Origin of the sequence: Streptomyces sp. CWNU-52B (genome assembly GCF_047444975.1) — a bacterium.
Classification (GTDB): Bacteria; Actinomycetota; Actinomycetes; order Streptomycetales; family Streptomycetaceae; genus Streptomyces.
In genome coordinates, this window is the sequence record NZ_JBLFJV010000021.1 from 258,306 (window position 1) to 273,132 (window position 14,827).

General features: G+C 72.0%; 13 protein-coding genes. 3 read left to right on the forward strand and 10 right to left on the reverse strand.

Features of this window, described 5'->3' with window-relative positions:
• Positions 1–37: 37 nt before the first annotated feature.
• From ACLVWQ_RS22035 to ACLVWQ_RS22050, 4 genes are all read right to left on the reverse strand, one after another.
• Positions 38–550, reverse strand: a complete 513-nt coding sequence (locus ACLVWQ_RS22035) for an O-acetyl-ADP-ribose deacetylase (protein WP_414110814.1) — start codon at positions 548–550, stop codon at positions 38–40.
• Positions 547–1,953, reverse strand: a complete 1,407-nt coding sequence (locus ACLVWQ_RS22040) for a phytoene desaturase family protein (protein WP_414110815.1) — start codon at positions 1,951–1,953, stop codon at positions 547–549. Before ACLVWQ_RS22040 ends, ACLVWQ_RS22035 begins: the two co-directional genes overlap by 4 nt.
• A gap of 98 nt (positions 1,954–2,051) precedes the next feature.
• Positions 2,052–2,897, reverse strand: a complete 846-nt coding sequence (locus ACLVWQ_RS22045; RefSeq protein WP_414110816.1) for an inositol monophosphatase family protein — start codon at positions 2,895–2,897, stop codon at positions 2,052–2,054.
• 87 nt (positions 2,898–2,984) lie between these two features.
• Positions 2,985–4,901 carry a gamma-glutamyltransferase family protein gene (locus tag ACLVWQ_RS22050; RefSeq protein ID WP_414110817.1) on the reverse strand — a complete coding sequence of 639 codons (1,917 nt, stop codon included), beginning with the start codon at positions 4,899–4,901 and terminating at the stop codon, positions 2,985–2,987.
• A 205-nt stretch (positions 4,902–5,106) separates the two neighbouring features.
• On the opposite strand from ACLVWQ_RS22050, the gene ACLVWQ_RS22055 reads away from it, so the two are divergent.
• Positions 5,107–6,138 carry an iron-containing redox enzyme family protein gene (locus tag ACLVWQ_RS22055; protein ID WP_414110818.1) on the forward strand — a complete coding sequence of 344 codons (1,032 nt, stop codon included), beginning with the start codon at positions 5,107–5,109 and terminating at the stop codon, positions 6,136–6,138.
• 48 nt (positions 6,139–6,186) lie between these two features.
• Here ACLVWQ_RS22055 and ACLVWQ_RS22060 read toward each other — a convergent pair whose 3' ends face one another.
• Both ACLVWQ_RS22060 and ACLVWQ_RS22065 read right to left on the reverse strand, forming a co-directional pair.
• Complete coding sequence (locus tag ACLVWQ_RS22060) at positions 6,187–6,453, reverse strand: CDGSH iron-sulfur domain-containing protein (protein WP_414110819.1); 267 nt, start codon at positions 6,451–6,453, stop codon at positions 6,187–6,189.
• A gap of 4 nt (positions 6,454–6,457) precedes the next feature.
• On the reverse strand, positions 6,458–7,624 hold the full coding sequence (locus ACLVWQ_RS22065) for a glutamate--cysteine ligase (RefSeq protein ID WP_414110820.1): 1,167 nt from the start codon (positions 7,622–7,624) through the stop codon (positions 6,458–6,460).
• Positions 7,625–7,792: 168 nt separating this feature from the next.
• Between ACLVWQ_RS22065 and ACLVWQ_RS22070 the strand changes: the two genes are divergently transcribed.
• The gene (locus ACLVWQ_RS22070; RefSeq protein WP_414110821.1) at positions 7,793–8,755 is read left to right on the forward strand and encodes an ornithine carbamoyltransferase; all 963 of its coding nucleotides are present in this window, start codon (positions 7,793–7,795) and stop codon (positions 8,753–8,755) included.
• A gap of 19 nt (positions 8,756–8,774) precedes the next feature.
• Here the strand turns inward: ACLVWQ_RS22070 and ACLVWQ_RS22075 are convergent, their stop codons facing one another.
• The gene (locus ACLVWQ_RS22075; protein WP_414110822.1) at positions 8,775–9,476 is read right to left on the reverse strand and encodes a DUF4232 domain-containing protein; all 702 of its coding nucleotides are present in this window, start codon (positions 9,474–9,476) and stop codon (positions 8,775–8,777) included.
• Between the two features lie 478 nt (positions 9,477–9,954).
• On the opposite strand from ACLVWQ_RS22075, the gene ACLVWQ_RS22080 reads away from it, so the two are divergent.
• Positions 9,955–10,617, forward strand: coding sequence for a hypothetical protein (locus tag ACLVWQ_RS22080; RefSeq protein ID WP_414110823.1), 663 nt, complete (start codon positions 9,955–9,957; stop codon positions 10,615–10,617).
• A 28-nt stretch (positions 10,618–10,645) separates the two neighbouring features.
• Here ACLVWQ_RS22080 and ACLVWQ_RS22085 read toward each other — a convergent pair whose 3' ends face one another.
• From ACLVWQ_RS22085 to hydA, 3 genes are all read right to left on the reverse strand, one after another.
• On the reverse strand, positions 10,646–12,223 hold the full coding sequence (locus tag ACLVWQ_RS22085) for an NCS1 family nucleobase:cation symporter-1 (RefSeq protein WP_414110824.1): 1,578 nt from the start codon (positions 12,221–12,223) through the stop codon (positions 10,646–10,648).
• Between the two features lie 123 nt (positions 12,224–12,346).
• Positions 12,347–13,366, reverse strand: a complete 1,020-nt coding sequence (locus ACLVWQ_RS22090; RefSeq protein WP_414110825.1) for a TIGR03842 family LLM class F420-dependent oxidoreductase — start codon at positions 13,364–13,366, stop codon at positions 12,347–12,349.
• 11 nt (positions 13,367–13,377) lie between these two features.
• On the reverse strand, positions 13,378–14,781 hold the full coding sequence (hydA, locus tag ACLVWQ_RS22095) for a dihydropyrimidinase (protein WP_414110826.1): 1,404 nt from the start codon (positions 14,779–14,781) through the stop codon (positions 13,378–13,380).
• Positions 14,782–14,827: the final 46 nt, after the last annotated feature.

Genomic DNA, 14,827 nt, shown 5'->3' on the forward strand with positions numbered 1-14,827 from the left:
ATGACCTTGTCGGACTCTGTGTGATCCTGAGGCCAGGTCAGCCGGAGCGCGCGGCGGAGAACGCCTCGTACGCCTGCTCGTCGAAGAGCACGAATCTGACCTCGGCCACCTGTGTCCGCGCGCGCCGCACCGTGCCGACCGCGATACGCGCGGCGTCCGCCGTCGGCCATCCGTAGATCCCGGCGGAGACGGCCGGGAACGCGACGCTCCGCGCGCCCAGTTCGTCGGCGACCCGCAGGGATTCCCGGTAGCAGGAGGCCAGCAGCTCGGCCCGGTCCTCGCTCGGGCTGAACACCGGCCCGACGGTGTGGATCACCCAGCGCGCGTCGAGTCTGCCGGCGGTGGTGGCGACGGCCTGACCGGTCCGCAGGCCCTTGCCGTAGTGCCCGGCGCGCAGCCTGCGGCACTCGGCGAGGATCTCGGGGCCGCCGCGCCGGTGGATGGCGCCGTCCACGCCTCCGCCGCCCAGCAGCGAGGAGTTCGCCGCGTTCACGATCGCGTCCACGCTCTGCCGGGTGATGTCGCCCCGTACGAGCTCCAGGGTGGTCACCGGCGCAGCCTCCGCCAGACCGCCTTGGCCGCGTTGTGTCCCGACATGCCGTGGACGCCGGGGCCCGGCGGGGTGGCCGAGGAGCAGATGAACACCGCCGGGTGCGGGGTGTTGTACGGGAACGGCGACAGCTTGGGGCGCAGCAGCAGTTGCAGTCCCGAGGCCGCGCCGCAGCCGATGTCGCCGCCCACGTAGTTGGCGTTGCGGGCGGCCAGTTCGGGCGGGCCGGCCGTGGCGCGGGCCAGGACGCGGTCGCGGAAGCCGGGCGCGAACCGCTCGAGCTGGCGCTCGACGGTGTCCGTGAGGTCTCCGGTCCAGCCGCTCGGGACATGGGCGTACGCCCAGAACACGTGCTTGCCCGCCGGGGCGCGGGACGGGTCGACGACGCTGGGCTGCACGGTGATCAGGAACGGCGTGTCGGAGGTCCGCCCCTGCCGGGAGGCCGCGCGCAGGGCGGCCCCGATCTCGTGGCGGTCCGCGCCGACCTGCACCGTGCCGGCCGTGCGGGCCTCCTTCGCGGTCCACGGCACCGGTCCGTCGAGCGCGTAGTCGATCTTGAAGACGCCCGCCCCGTACCGGTACCGCTCGTAGTACCGCCCGAAGCCCGCGATACGGCTCAGCGCGGTGGGCGAGGTGTCGAAGACGTACGCGCGCGCGGGCGGCAGGTCGTCGAGGCGCTTGACCTCGTAGTCGGTGTGGACCGCGCCGCCCAGGTCCTTCAGATACGCGGTGAGCGCGTCGGAGATCGCCTGGGAGCCGCCGCGGGCGACGGGCCAGCCGCGGGCGTGCGCCGCCAGGGCGAAGACGAGGCCGACGGCACCGGTGGCGAAGCCGCCCAGCGGGGACATGACGTGCCCGACGAGCCCCGCGAACAGCGTCTTCGCCCGCTCGTCGCGGAATCTGCGCATCAGCCAGGTCGAGGGCGGCAGCCCGGCCAGACCGAAGCGCGCCAGGGTGACCGGGTCGCGGGGCAGCGCGCTGAGCGGCAGGGACATGAAGTCCTGCACGAGCGTGTCCCAGGAGTGGGTGAAGGGCTCCACGAGTCTGCGGTACGTGCCCGCGTCGCGCGGTCCGAACGAGGCCGCCGTCTCGGCCACGGACCGGGACAGCACCGCCGCCGTGCCGTCCAGGAAGGGGTGCGCCATGGGCAGTTCGGGCTGGAGCCACTCCAGTCCGTACCGGCCCAGGGGCATCGCGCGGAAGGCGGGCGAGTTGATGCCCAGGGGGTGCGCGGCCGAGCACGGGTCGTGCCGGAAGCCCGGGAGGGTCAGCTCCTCGGTGCGGGCACCTCCCCCGACGGTGTCGCGCGCTTCGAAGACGGCCACGGAGAAGCCGCGGCGGGCCAGCTCCACGGCGGCCGTCAGTCCGTTCGGCCCCGCACCCACCACGACGGCATCGAGCATCGACGGCACCTTCGGACTCCTTTGTCAGCCGATGGCCACGGAGGATCAGGATATGCCGGACCGCCGGCGGTCCTGCCTCAGCCCCACGCTGTCGGGGCTCAGACACCGCCGGACAGCAGTGCGAGGACCCGGCGGGCGGTGGCCTCGTCCCGCGCCGCCGTGAACGGCAAGGTGTTGCCGCCGGTTATCCGGAACGGTTCCTGTGCGAGGGTCAGCTGCGTGCCGCCCGCCTCCTCGACGAGCAGGAGCCCCGCCGCATGATCCCAGGCGGCCTCCCAGGAGAACGCGACGGCGTCCAACTCGCCGCGCGCGACGGCGAGGTACTCCAGCCCGGCCGAGCCGCAGGGGCGCGGGGCGACGCCCTGCGTGCGCAGGCCCAGAAGCGCGCGCTTCTGGTCGTCCGTCGTGTAGTCCGGGTGGGACGTGGCCACTTCGAGGTCACGGCCCGGGGCGGGCGAGCCGGCCCGCAGGGGTACGCCGTCGAGCAGGGCGCCCCGGCCGCGCACCGCGACGGCGAGCTGCTCACGGGCCGGCGCGAAGGTCCAGGACGCCAGGACCACGCCGCCCTGGGCGAGCGCGACCAGGGTGCTGAAGCCGGGGTCGCCGTGCACGAACTGGCGCGTGCCGTCGACCGGGTCGACGATCCAGACGGGGGCCTCGCCCTGGAGCGCCTCGTACGTCGCGGGGTCGGCGTGGACGGCCTCCTCGCCGACCACCACCGAGCCGGGCAGGAGCTTGACCAGCACCTCGGTGAGGTACTCCTCGGCCTTGCGGTCGGCGTCCGTGACCAGGTCGTGCGGGCCGCTCTTCTCGTCGATCTCGTGCGCCTCGAGCTGCCGGAAGCGCGGCATGATCTCGTCGGCGGCCGCCTTCCGCACGGCCTCCTCGACGTCTGCGGTGCGGTGTGCGAGAAACTCGTCGATGGTTTCCATGTGTTCGATCATGCCTCCATGAGAGCACGCGCCACTGACAATCCCCACCTGGTGGGTGCATCACGGGTGGAATCGGCATGAACAACGGGTGCGCACAGGTCAGCGTCCGACCGCGTACCCCTGCATCCCGCGCGGATTGGCCGCGGCCGACAGCACCCCGGTCCGCGGGTCCCGGGCCACCGCGCACAGCCGCCCCTCCGACCAGGCGTCGCCGACCTGGACGTCGTGGCCCCGGCGGCGCAGCTCCTCGACGACCCCGGGGTCCGTGCGGGACTCGACGGTCACGCTGCCGGGACGCATGCCGCGCGGGTGGAAGGAGCCGGGGAAGCTGTCGTTGTGCCAGTTCGGGGTGTCGATCGCGCCTTGCAGGTCCAGGCCGCCGCGGACCTCCGCGCGCAGGGCGACGGCCAGGAAGAAGTGCAGCTGCCACTGGTCCTGCTGGTCACCGCCGGGCGTGCCGAACGCCATGACCGGTACGCCGTCCCGCAGCGCGAGCGACGGGGTGAGCGTCGTACGCGGACGGCGGCCCGGGGTCAGGGAGTTCGGCAGTCCCTCGTCCAGCCAGGCCATCTGGAGCCGGGTGCCGAGCGGGAAGCCCAGCTCGGGCACGACGGGGTTGGACTGCAGCCAGCCGCCGCTGGGCGTGGCTGCGACCATGTTGCCCCAGCGGTCGACGATGTCGAGGTGGCAGGTGTCGCCCCGGGTACCGCCGTCCGCCGAGACGACCGGCTCACCGGGCACGGGCGAGGTCGGCGGTCGGGCCACCGTCGGCTCCCCCGCCCCCGGCGCCGCGAGCACGTCGAACCCGGGCTCCCCCGTGGCCACCGCGCGCGCGTGGTGGCTGAGCAGCGGAGTGCGCCCGCCCGGACTTCCCGGCCGCAGCTCACGGGAGGCCTTCTCCCCGACCAGCTCGCGCCGCCCGGCGTTGTACTCCGGCGACAGCAGGTCCGCCAGGGGCACCTCGCCCGCGTCCCCGTACCAGGCCTCCCGGTCGGCCATCGCGAGCTTGCAGCCCTCGATCAGCAGGTGGACGTACGCGGCGGAGCCGTACCGCGGCAGTTCGGGCGGCAGCAGGGCCAGCTGCTGGAGGAGCACCGGGCCCTGGCTCCAGGGGCCCGCCTTGCACAGGGTCCAGCCGCGCCACTCGTAGGTGGCCGGGGCCTCGTAGGACGCCGACCAGGAGGCCAGGTCGGCCGCGGTGAGGGTGCCGCGGTGGCGCTCGCCGCTGGTGTCCAGCGTGGGCCGGGCCGCCTGCCGCACCAGCGCCTCGGCGATGAATCCCTCGCGCCAGACGCGCCGCGCGGCCTCGATCTCCGCGACACGGCTGTCGCCCGCCCGGGGCCGGGGTCCGGGTCCGGGTGAGCTGGGGGCTGCGGACCCGGCCTCCGCCCCCTCCGCCTCCGCCTCCGCCTCCGCCTCCGCGAGCAGGCGTCGCCAGGTCGCGGCGAGGGCGGGGTTGCGGAACAGCTCGCCCGGCCGCGGAGGCTCCCCGTCCGGCAGGTACACGGCGGCGGACGACGCCCACTCGGGCTCGCTCTCGAAGAGCACTCGTACGCTGTCCACGGTCTCGCCGACGCGCTCCACGGGCGCGTGCCCGTCCTCCGCGTAGCCGATGGCGTACTTCAGGACGTCCGCCAGGGACTTCGTGCCGTGGTCGCGCAGCAGCATCATCCACGCGTCGAAGGCGCCGGGCACGGCGGCCGCGAGGGGCCCGGTGCCGGGGACGAGGTCCAGGCCGAGTCCCCGGTAGTGGGCGATCGTGGCCCCGCCCGGTGCCACGCCCTGCCCGCACAGCACCCGTATCCCGCCGCCCGCCGGGGCGAGGATGATCGGGACCTCACCGGCGGGGCCGTTGAGATGCGGTTCGACGACGTGCAGTACGAAACCGGCGGCGACGGCGGCGTCGTACGCGTTGCCGCCGTCCTCAAGAACCGCCATCGCCGACTGCGAGGCGAGCCAGTGGGTGGAGGAGACCATTCCGAAGGTGCCCTGGAGCGTGGGTCGCGTCGTGAACATGACCTCAGGTTAGAGCTCGGCCCTGTGTCGGCGGGCGCCGTGGAGCCCTCGGCGTCCCAGGCGTCCGGCACACCTCCGATCACACTGTGAACATGAGTGATTACGGGTGGTATTGAACGGTGGTGGTCCTCGCTCTACTGTCGGTCGTACCGGGACGGCCGTCGGCCGTCGACCGTACGCGGACGGCGTGATGAGGGGGCTTGGGATGGGTGCGGGCGCACACGTTGCAGAGACCGTTGCTGAGCCTTCGGAGCACGAGGCCGCGCCGCTGCCGACGCCGCGGGGCCCGCTGACGGAGGCCCTCCTGCGCGCGCTGGCGGGCGAGCCGGGGCCGTTCGTGGCTCCCGCGGTCACCGCCGAGGACCCGGTCACGGACGACGACCTGCATCTCGCGCTGTACGTGTGTTACGAGCTGCACTACCGGGGGTTCTCGGGCGTGGACGACCGCTGGGAGTGGCATCCCGCGCTGCTCGGTCTGCGGGGCCGGCTGGAGCGGGAGTTCGAGGCGGCGCTGCGCGTCAGGTTCGACGTGCCGGAGGGCGCGGCCGACGCCGTGGCGGCCCTGAGGCGGATGGCCGACGAGCCCGGACCGTCGTTGTCGCGGTATCTGCGCGAGGAGGCCACCCGCCAGGAGTTCCGGGACTATCTCGTCCACCGGTCGGCCTACCAGCTCAAGGAGGCGGACCCGCACGCCTGGGCCGTCCCGCGGCTGACGGGGAAGGCCAAGGCCGCGCTGATGGAGGTCGAGTTCGACGAGTTCGGCAGCGGCCGGGCCGACCGCATCCACGCGGTGCTGTACCGGAACACCATGGACGCGCTGGACCTGGACAGCCGCTACGGCGCGTACCTGGACGCGCTGCCGGGTCCGACACTGGCGGCGGTCAACGCCGGTTCGATGTTCGGCCTGCACCGGCGGATGCGGGCGGCTGTCGCGGGACACCTGGCGATCTCGGAGCTGACCTCGGCGCTCGCCAACAAGAACGTCGCTCAGGGACTGCGCAGGCTCGGTCTGGGCCCCTCGGCCACGGACTTCTTCGACGAGCACGTGATCGCGGACTCCGTGCACGACATGATCGCGCTGCACGACCTGGTGGGCGGACTGCTGGCACAGGAACCTGCGGCGGCGCGCGAGGTGCTCTTCGGCGCCCGGACCTGGGCCGGTCTTGACGCGGCGTCCTGCGACTACTTGCTCGGCCGCTGGCAGAAGGGGGTGCCGACACTGCGGCCGACCGGATGACGGGTGACCCAATGGCCGGATGGCCGGACGGCCGGATGGTCGACCGGATCAGTCCGCCTCGTGCTCGTGCTCATGCTCGCGCCCGTGTTCAAGCTCGCGCTCGTGCCTTCGCCGGGCCTGGCTGCGCAGGCGGGCCAGTTTGTGGGTGCTGTCGCACCACGGCTTCTGCCCGGAGAGCCCGCAGCGGCACAGGGCGACCGCCGGCCGGGTGATCTCGAACTCGTTGCCGTCCGCGTCGACGACGCGCCGCGCTCCGCGTACCACGTAGGGGCCGTCCGGGTAGGCGGTGATCACACACTCGGTCTCGGGCCTCATGGCCTCATCCCTTCTCGTCGGTCATCGTTTCGGCGATCAGTTGCTTGACCACGTCGGTGAGGCTGCCGCTGTCGGCGAAAGCCCGTCGCTGCCGGTCGGCGGAGTTTCCCCACCGGAGAGTCCGCTGTACGAGCGCGGTGACCTCCGCCCAGTCCCCGGCCGCCACCAGAGGCCCTCCGACATGGTCGAGCAGCCGGTCCACCAGCTCGGCGGCCGGGACGAGTTCGGCCGTCGAGGGATCGATCAGCTTCTCGGTGAGCCCGAAGCGGGCGGCGCGCCACCTGGCCGCGTTCAGCAGTTCGGGAGCCACCTCGGGAGCCGGGTCGCCCCGCGCGATGTCGGTCAGACAGCGGTGGACCAACGCCCGCGACAGAGCGGCCTGGAGGACGGCCTCGTCGATCGTCGTGCAGGCGTCGGCGATGCGGAACTCCACCGTGCGGTACTTGGTGCCCGGCCGGACGTCCCAGAACACCTGCCCGGCGTCGGCGCTGGTTCCCGTACCGACGAGCCGGCCGACGCGCTCGCAGTGGTCGGCGTAAGAGGACACGGTGGGCGGCACCCCGGCCATCGGCCAGCGGGACCAGACGGTACTGCGATAGCTCGCGTACCGCGTGTCCTGCTCCGTCCAGAACGGCGAACTCGCCGACAGGGCCGACAGGACGGGCAGCCAGCGCCGTACACGGTTCATCACCTCGACAGCGGTGTCACGGTCCTCGACACCGATATGCACATGGCAGGCACAGATCAGGTGCTCGTCGGCGAGCCGCGCGAAGGCCTCGGCGATGTGCTCGTACCGGGGCCGGTCCGTGAAGCCCACCCGCCGCCAGTCGGCCGGCGGGTAGGTGCCGGAGGAGACGACGGAGGTGCCCGTGCCGGCCGCGGCACCGGTCAACGCGTCCCGCCTGGCCCGTAGATCGGTACGCAGTTCGGCCAGGCTCCAGCAGATGCCGGTGCGGCTCTCCACCATGCAGGGGCGCAGCTCCGAGCTGTAGTGCTCGGTGTCGTCCCGGCACACCCGGTCGAGCAGGTCCGCGCTGTCGACGAGTTCCTGCGTCCGTGTGTCGACCACGAAGAACTCCTCCTCCACCCCCATGGACAGCGGCCCGCCCTCGGGCGCCCGGCCGGAACGCTCTCCAGGCGTCGGGGCGAGCTTGTCGGCGTAGGTACTCATGCGGCAGATCTACCACCCGGAGAGGGGCGCGGACCGCAGGAGCACCGGGTGATTCCGTCCGTCGGTGCCGACGGCATGGCCGGTTCTCGCCGGTGTCCCTCCGGCGGCGTACTGACATCCTCGCAGTGGCAGTGGCCGACGGGCAGTGGTGTCAGGGAAGGATGTCGAGTGAACCGTCTCTACGGCAGACCGGACGCCGTCCCCGAGCGCGGGCTGTTCTCGCTGGCCCAGACGGATCCCGCCACGCTCCGGACGCTCGTCGCACGGTCGGTCGAGCTGTTCCACGACCGCGGGGCGCACGATCTGCCGCTGCGCGGGCGGCTGGGCGGCGTGCTGTTCACCCGCACCTCGACACGGACGCGCACGGCCTTCCAGACGGGCATCGCGAGACTCGGCGGCGTGCCGATCGCCTACGGGCCGCACGATCTCCAGCTGGACACCGGGGAGTCGGTGGGCGACACGGCACAGGTCCTCGGCTCCATGCTGGACCTGCTCGTCGCCCGGACCTCCGGCCCCCTCGACGAGCTCCGTGAGCTGTCCCGTGAGGGCGGGCTCCCGCTGATCAACGCCATGGCTGCGGAGGAGCACCCGACCCAGGGGGTGTGCGACCTGGCCACGCTCGCCCTGGTCCACGGCGACCTGGACGGTCTCAGCCTCCTGTACATCGGTGAGGGCAACAACACGGCCGTGGCGCTGGCGTACGGCATCGCCCCGGTGCCCGGTGCCCGTGCCGTCTTCGTCACACCGCCCGGGTACGGGCTGGCGGCGGACGTGCTCGGGACGGCGCGCCGGATCGCCGGTGAGAAGGGTGCCGTGCTGAGCGAGACGCACGACGTGGCCGAGGTGCCGGACCACGTGGACGTCGTGTACACGACGCGCTGGCAGACCACGGGCACCAGCAAGGACGATCCCGCATGGCGGGAGACGTTCCGGCCGTTCCATGTCGACGCCGCGCTGCTGGACCGGTGGCCGGACGCGTCGTTCCTGCACGACCTGCCGGCGCACCGGGGCGACGAGGTCTCCGGTGAGGTACTCGACGGGCCGCGCTCGCTCGCCTGGACCCAGGCCGCGATGAAGCTGCCCAGCGCCATGGCCGTCCTGGAGGCCACCGCGGCCGCCGCCGACGTCTGAACCCCCGTGGCCGACCCCGTCACCGGGGCTGTGCGGGCTGTACGGACCGGGGCCGCGCGGGCTGCCAGGCGGTCGTCCCCAGGACGTTCTCCGGGCCGATGTCCAGCGGATACGGCGGCTGCACGGTCACCGTGGCGTCGCCCTTCTTCGGGGCGACGCGCAGGTATACGCCGGAGGTGTTGTTCATCCGCCAGTACAGGGACGCGTGCGCACTCTCGCCGGGGGCCAGCGTGAGCGCGCGGGGGCCCGGGTCGTGCGGTGCCATGAACACCTTGTCCGTGCCCTCGACGGTCCGTACCCCCGGGAAGGGGTCGCGCGAGGAGTCCAGCACGGTGACGGCCGGATAGCCGTTCAACCTGTATGGCCGGTCACCGCAGTTGGTGACGTCCAGGCCCATGGCGCGCAGCCCCATCGCCGCGTCGCCCTGGTCGGCCTCGAAGCGCAGGCCGGACGCCGGGCAGCTCCCGGTGCGGTCCGCGGAGACGGCCGGCGACGGCTCCGGGAGCGAGAGCCCCGGGGGCGAGGACGGGGAAGGGGGCGGGGACGGAGACCGGGGCGGCCGCACGGTCGGGGACGGTGCCGGTGGCGGCTTGAGTTCGGGGTTGCGCTCTCGTTCCAGTTCGGCGGAGAGCCCGCACCCGCTCGCCGCCAACGCCAGGGTCAAGGTCAGCAGGCAGGCGAGGGCGGCGCTCCGGGACGTTCTCGGGGGTGTCGCGATCACGGGCAGATCATCACACGAGCCTCGCCGGAAGCCTTCCCTCCGCCACCGCGTCCCGTGGCACAGCCGGTGAGGCCCCGGGCGGCGAACGCGGTGACCTCGCGTCCGCGGCGCGCACGAGGCACTCCCGACCGGGTGTCTCCGCCCGCTCCGGCGGACCCGTCGCCGTCGGTCCGTATCGTCAACTCAGCCGCCCCGTGGCCGAGTTGCACGGCGACCTCGGCAGGGCCCGCAGGCCGGGCCGTCGTACGCGGACCGCTGTCCGGTCCGGCTGATCGCGTACGGCGCGTGCACGGCTGTGGACCGCGTCGGGCGGGCGCTGCCCCGGGCGCCGCCGTACCGGTGGCGGCCGGCGAGGGGCGGGGGCGCGTTCCTGTCACCGCGCGGCCACGGAGCGAGTTCTCACTTCCGCCCTACAGCCACTCATGTGACACTGGCGTCCCGCCCGCCGTGCGGACCCCTCCGCACCGTCCCCCACGAAATGTGCGCCGTGCGATCTCTTCCCCTCGCTCTCACCGCGCGTCTTGCGCCGGTCGTCGTGCTCGCCACGGCGGGCTGGGCGCTGTCGTCCGGGCCGCTCGCCGCGTCTCCCACCACGGAGAACAAGGCCGAGCCCGACCGCGGGGCGTCGCCTTCGGCACCCGCGACCGCCGCCGCGACCCGCACCTACCGTGACTCTCCCGCGCCCTGCGAGGGCGTGACCAAGAAGACGGTGACCTCGCTGGTGCCCGGCGCGAAGACGGCGGGCAAGGAGATCCCCTCGACCGACGAGTCCCTGCGCCGCACCTGTTCCTGGAACGCGCTCAAGGGATTCGACTACCGCTGGCTGGACATCTCGTACGAGATCAAGAAGTCCGACGAGACCGCCCTGGCCTCCTACAAGCAGCGCACCGCGGAGAAGAGCGGCGGGGGCGAGGTTCCCGGTCTCGGGGACGAGGCCTACTCGGTGGTGAACCTCACCACCGACGACAAGCAGCAGACCCGCGAGGGCATGGTGATCGTCCACGCGTCCAACGCCCTGGTGGTCGTCACGTACAACGGCAGTGACTTCGAGAGCAAGAAGGCACCTGGTACGGACGAGATCAACAAGGGTGCCATCAAGGCCGCCAAGGAGGGGATGGCCGCGCTGGAGGCCGCCCAGTAGCGGCGGCTCCCGGCGCGGCCGGGCGCGGTCAGCCGGCCTCGGTGGGGCCGGTGGCGCGCTCCTCCCGTTCGGCCCGTGCCACGGGGGCCATCAGCGCGACGTACAGCACGAGCGACGAGCCGAGCCCGACCGCCCATCCGTAGTCCGCGAGCGGCTCGAGGAACGGGATGAGTCCGTCGACCGGGAACGGGCCGAGCTTCGCCCCCTCGGCGTCGACGTTCGAGTACGAGCCGCCGACGGCCAGGATCCCGCCGACCGCGAAGGCCAGCACCGCCCGCCAGTTCCAGCCGTTGGTGTACCAGTAGCGTCCGCCGGCCGTGTAGAGGTCCGCGAGGTGCAGGACCGTACGGCGGACGATCCAGTAGTCGGCGATCAGGATGCCCGCGACCGTGCCGAGCAGCCCGCCGACCACACCGAGCCAGGTGAAGATGTAGAACTCCGGGGTGGAGATCAGCTTCCACGGGAAGATCAGGACGCCGATGACACCCGTGATCAGCGCGCCCGTACGGAAGTTGATGAACTTGGGCGCCAGGTTGGACAGGTCGTACGCCGGTGAGACGACGTTCGCCGCGATGTTCACGGAGACCGTGGCGACCAGCACGATGACGAGCGCGAAGAACAGTCCGAACGCGTTGTCCGCCTTGGCCGCGAGGGCCACCGGGTCCCAGATCGCCTCTCCGTAGACGGCCTCGGAGCCGGAGGTGACCAGCACGGCGAGGACCGCGAAGAGCGTCATGGTCGTCGGCAGTCCGAGGGACTGGCCCCAGGTCTGCGCCCGCTGGCTGGCGCCGAAGCGGGTGAAGTCCGGGATGTTGAGGGACAGGGTCGCCCAGAAGCCGATCATGCCCATCAGGGACGGGAAGAAGACCGGCCAGAAGTCGGCGCCCCAGCCCAGCTTCGAGGGCTGGTCGAGCAGCGCGCCGAAGCCGTCGGCCTGCACGGAGATCCAGATCAGCAGCACGAACGCGCCGACGATCACGACGGGCGCGGCCCAGTTCTCGAAGCGCCGCAGGAAGTCCATACCGCGGTGGATGATGGCGATCTGCACCGCCCAGAAGAGCACGAAGCACAGCCACAGCGGCCAGGGGTTGCCCGCGATCCGCCCCGCGTCCTCCCACTCGGCGCCGGTCAGCTTGGAGCCCAGGGCGAAGATGCCGCTGCCGCCGATCCAGGTCTGGATGCCGAACCAGCCGCAGGCCACGGCCGCCCGGATCAGCGCCGGGACGTTGGCCCCGCGCAGCCCGAAGGAGGCACGGGCCAGTACGGGGAAGGGGATGCCGTACTTGGGTCCGGCGTGCCCGGTGGCCAGCATCGGGAGCAGCACGATGACGTTGGCGAGGGCGATGGTGAAGACGGCCTGTTTCCAGTCCATGCCGAGGGCGACCAGGCCGGAGGCCAGGGTCCAGCTGGGGATGCAGTGCGCCATGGAGACCCACAGCGCCGCGAAGTTGTACGTCGTCCACGTGCGCTCGGAGACGGCGACGGGGCGCAGGTCCTCGTTGGCGAAGGGGCTGTCGGTGGGGAAGGCGCCGGGGCTGAGTTCGATCCGGCCGTCGGCGTCGGCGGACTGGGATATCGGCGGCCCCGTGGGGACGGTGTCGGTCATGAGCAGGCCAATCGATGAGGTGGGACGGGAGAGGCCGTGCGGGCGGCGCCGTGGGGACGGGTGGTGCGGTCCACTTCCCGGGGAGGTGGGAAGGGGACGGACTTGAGGCCTTCCGTCAGCTGGTCACCTGTTCACCGCGGGGATCACCGTGGATCCGTACGCCTCGATGACGCTCTCCTGAGCGTCATGCATGTCGTACAGGGCGAACTGGTCGACGCCCAGCTCACGCAGGGCGTTCAGCTTCTCGATGTGCTGCTCGGCCGTGCCGATCAGGCAGAACCGGTCGACGATCTCGTCGGGCACGAACCGGGTGTCGGGGTTCCCGCTGCGTCCGTGGTGGGAGTAGTCGTAGCCCTCGCGGGACTTGATGTAGTCGGTGAGTTCGTCGGGCACGGCGGCGGAGTGCTCGCCGTACTTGGCGACCAGGTCGGCGACGTGGTTGCCGACCATGCCGCCGAACCAGCGGCACTGCTCACGCGCGTGGGCGAGCGCCTCGGGCGAGTCGTCCTCGGTGACGTAGGCGGGCGCGGCCACGCAGATGGTGACCTCGGCCGGGTCGCGTCCCGCCGCGGCCGCCGCGGACTTCACCGCCTTCACCATGTACTCGGTGAGATACAGGTCGGCGAGCTGGAGGATGAAGCCGTCCGCCTCCTCGCCGGTCGTCTTCAACGCCTTGGGCCCGTACGCGGCCATCCAGACGGGGAGTTCGGCGCCGGGCCCGATCCACGGGAACCTGATCGCCGTGCCGCCGAGGTCGGCCTCGTCGCCGCGTCCCAGCGCCCGGATCACCTTGATGGCCTCGCTGATGCGCGCGAGGGTGTTGGGTTTGCGTCCGGCCACGCGCATCGCGGAGTCGCCGCGGCCGATGCCGCAGACCGTGCGGTTGCCGAACATGTCGTTGAGCGTGGCGAAGGTCGAGGCGGTGACCTCCCAGGTGCGGGTGCCCGGGTTGGTCACCATCGGACCGACCTTCAACGTCGTGGTGTTGGCGAGGATCTGACTGTAGATCACGAACGGCTCCTGCCAGAGCACGGCGGAGTCGAAGGTCCAGCCGTACGAGAAGCCGTTGCGCTCGGCGCGCTTCATCAGGCTGATGACACGCGAGGCCGGTGGGTCGGTCTGCAGGACGAGTCCGAAGTCCATCTGCGCCACTCCTAGTTCAGGTACTGACAGGTGGACCGGGGGGTATAGATGCCGTGCCCGGCGCGCCCGGTGAACTCCCGCTCGGTGATGACGGGTTCGCCGCGCGACAGGACCGTCTCGACGCGGCCGGTGGTACGCCTGCCCTCGTACGCCGAGTAGTCGACGTTCATGTGGTGGGTCTCGGCGGACATGGTCTGCTCGGCGTGCGGGTCGTAGACGACGATGTCCGCGTCGGCGCCCGGTGTGATCGTCCCCTTCTTCGGATAGAGGCCGAACATCCGGGCCGGGGCGGCGCAGGCGATCTCGATCCAGCGGCGGCGTGAGAGGTGTCCGTCGACGACGGCCTGGTGCAGCAGGTCCATCCGGTTCTCGACGCCCGGCATACCGTTGGGGATCTTCGAGAAGTCGCCCCGGCCCTTCTCCTTCTGGCCCACGAAGCAGAAGGGGCAGTGGTCGGTGGAGACGACCTGGAGGTCGTTCGTGCGCAGGCCCTGCCAGAGGGCGGCCTGGTGCTCACGGGGCCGCAGCGGTGTCGAGCAGACGTACTTGGCGCCCTCGAAGCCGGGCTCCGCGAGGTTGTCCGTCGACAGGAACAGGTACTGCGGACAGGTCTCGCCGAAGACGTTCAGGCCCTGGTCGCGGGCGCGTGCGAGTTCGGCGACCGCCTCCTGTGCCGAGACGTGCACGACGTACAGGGGCGCGCCGGCCACCTGGGCGAGCTTGATGGCGCGGTGGGTGGCCTCGGCTTCGAGGAGGGCCTTGCGGACCTCGCCGTGGTACCGCGGGTCGGTCTCGCCCCGCGCGAGCGCCTGTTCCACCAGCACGTCGATGGCGATGCCGTTCTCGGCGTGCATCATGATCAGGCCGCCGTTGTCGGCGGCGCGCTGCATGGCGCGCAGGATCTGGCCGTCGTCGCTGTAGAAGACGCCGGGGTAGGCCATGAACTGCTTGAAGGAGGTGACGCCCTCCTCGACCAGCAGGTCCATCTCCTTGAGCGTGTTCTGGTTGACGTCGGAGACGATCATGTGGAAGCCGTAGTCGATGGCGCACTTGCCGTCGGCCTTGGCGTTCCAGGCGTCGAGGCCCTCGCGCAGGGAGCGGCCGACGCTCTGGATCGCGAAGTCGATGATCGTGGTCGTGCCGCCCCAGGCCGCGGCGCGGGTGCCGGTCTCGAAGGTGTCGGCGGCGTAGGTGCCGCCGAAGGGCATCTCCATGTGGGTGTGGGCGTCGACTCCGCCCGGGATCACGTACTTTCCGGTGGCGTCGATGGTGCGCTCGGCGGTCCAGGAGTGGGCGGTGGGGGTGCCGGTGGTGGCCAGCGCGGCGATGCGGCCGTCCTCTACCAGGACGTCCGCGTGGAGTTCGTCTGAGGCGGTGATGACCAGGCCACCGCGGATGGCTGTACGGGTGCTCATGGTTCCTCTCCTGTCGTGGGTACCCCGGTGGGATGTGGGCGGCGCC

What these genes read in the sequence shown, in the direction of transcription:
- ACLVWQ_RS22040 (WP_414110815.1), bottom strand. Translation starts at nt 1,953, where the DNA reads ATGCTCGATGCCGTCGTGGTGGGTGCGGGGCCGAACGGACTGACGGCC.
- ACLVWQ_RS22045 (WP_414110816.1), bottom strand. Translation starts at nt 2,897, where the DNA reads ATGATCGAACACATGGAAACCATCGACGAGTTTCTCGCACACCGCACC.
- ACLVWQ_RS22050 (WP_414110817.1), bottom strand. Translation starts at nt 4,901, where the DNA reads ATGTTCACGACGCGACCCACGCTCCAGGGCACCTTCGGAATGGTCTCC.
- ACLVWQ_RS22055 (WP_414110818.1), top strand. Translation starts at nt 5,107, where the DNA reads ATGGGTGCGGGCGCACACGTTGCAGAGACCGTTGCTGAGCCTTCGGAG.
- ACLVWQ_RS22060 (WP_414110819.1), bottom strand. Translation starts at nt 6,453, where the DNA reads ATGAGGCCCGAGACCGAGTGTGTGATCACCGCCTACCCGGACGGCCCC.
- ACLVWQ_RS22065 (WP_414110820.1), bottom strand. Translation starts at nt 7,624, where the DNA reads ATGAGTACCTACGCCGACAAGCTCGCCCCGACGCCTGGAGAGCGTTCC.
- ACLVWQ_RS22080 (WP_414110823.1), top strand. Translation starts at nt 9,955, where the DNA reads ATGTGCGCCGTGCGATCTCTTCCCCTCGCTCTCACCGCGCGTCTTGCG.
- ACLVWQ_RS22085 (WP_414110824.1), bottom strand. Translation starts at nt 12,223, where the DNA reads ATGACCGACACCGTCCCCACGGGGCCGCCGATATCCCAGTCCGCCGAC.
- ACLVWQ_RS22090 (WP_414110825.1), bottom strand. Translation starts at nt 13,366, where the DNA reads ATGGACTTCGGACTCGTCCTGCAGACCGACCCACCGGCCTCGCGTGTC.
- hydA (WP_414110826.1), bottom strand. Translation starts at nt 14,781, where the DNA reads ATGAGCACCCGTACAGCCATCCGCGGTGGCCTGGTCATCACCGCCTCA.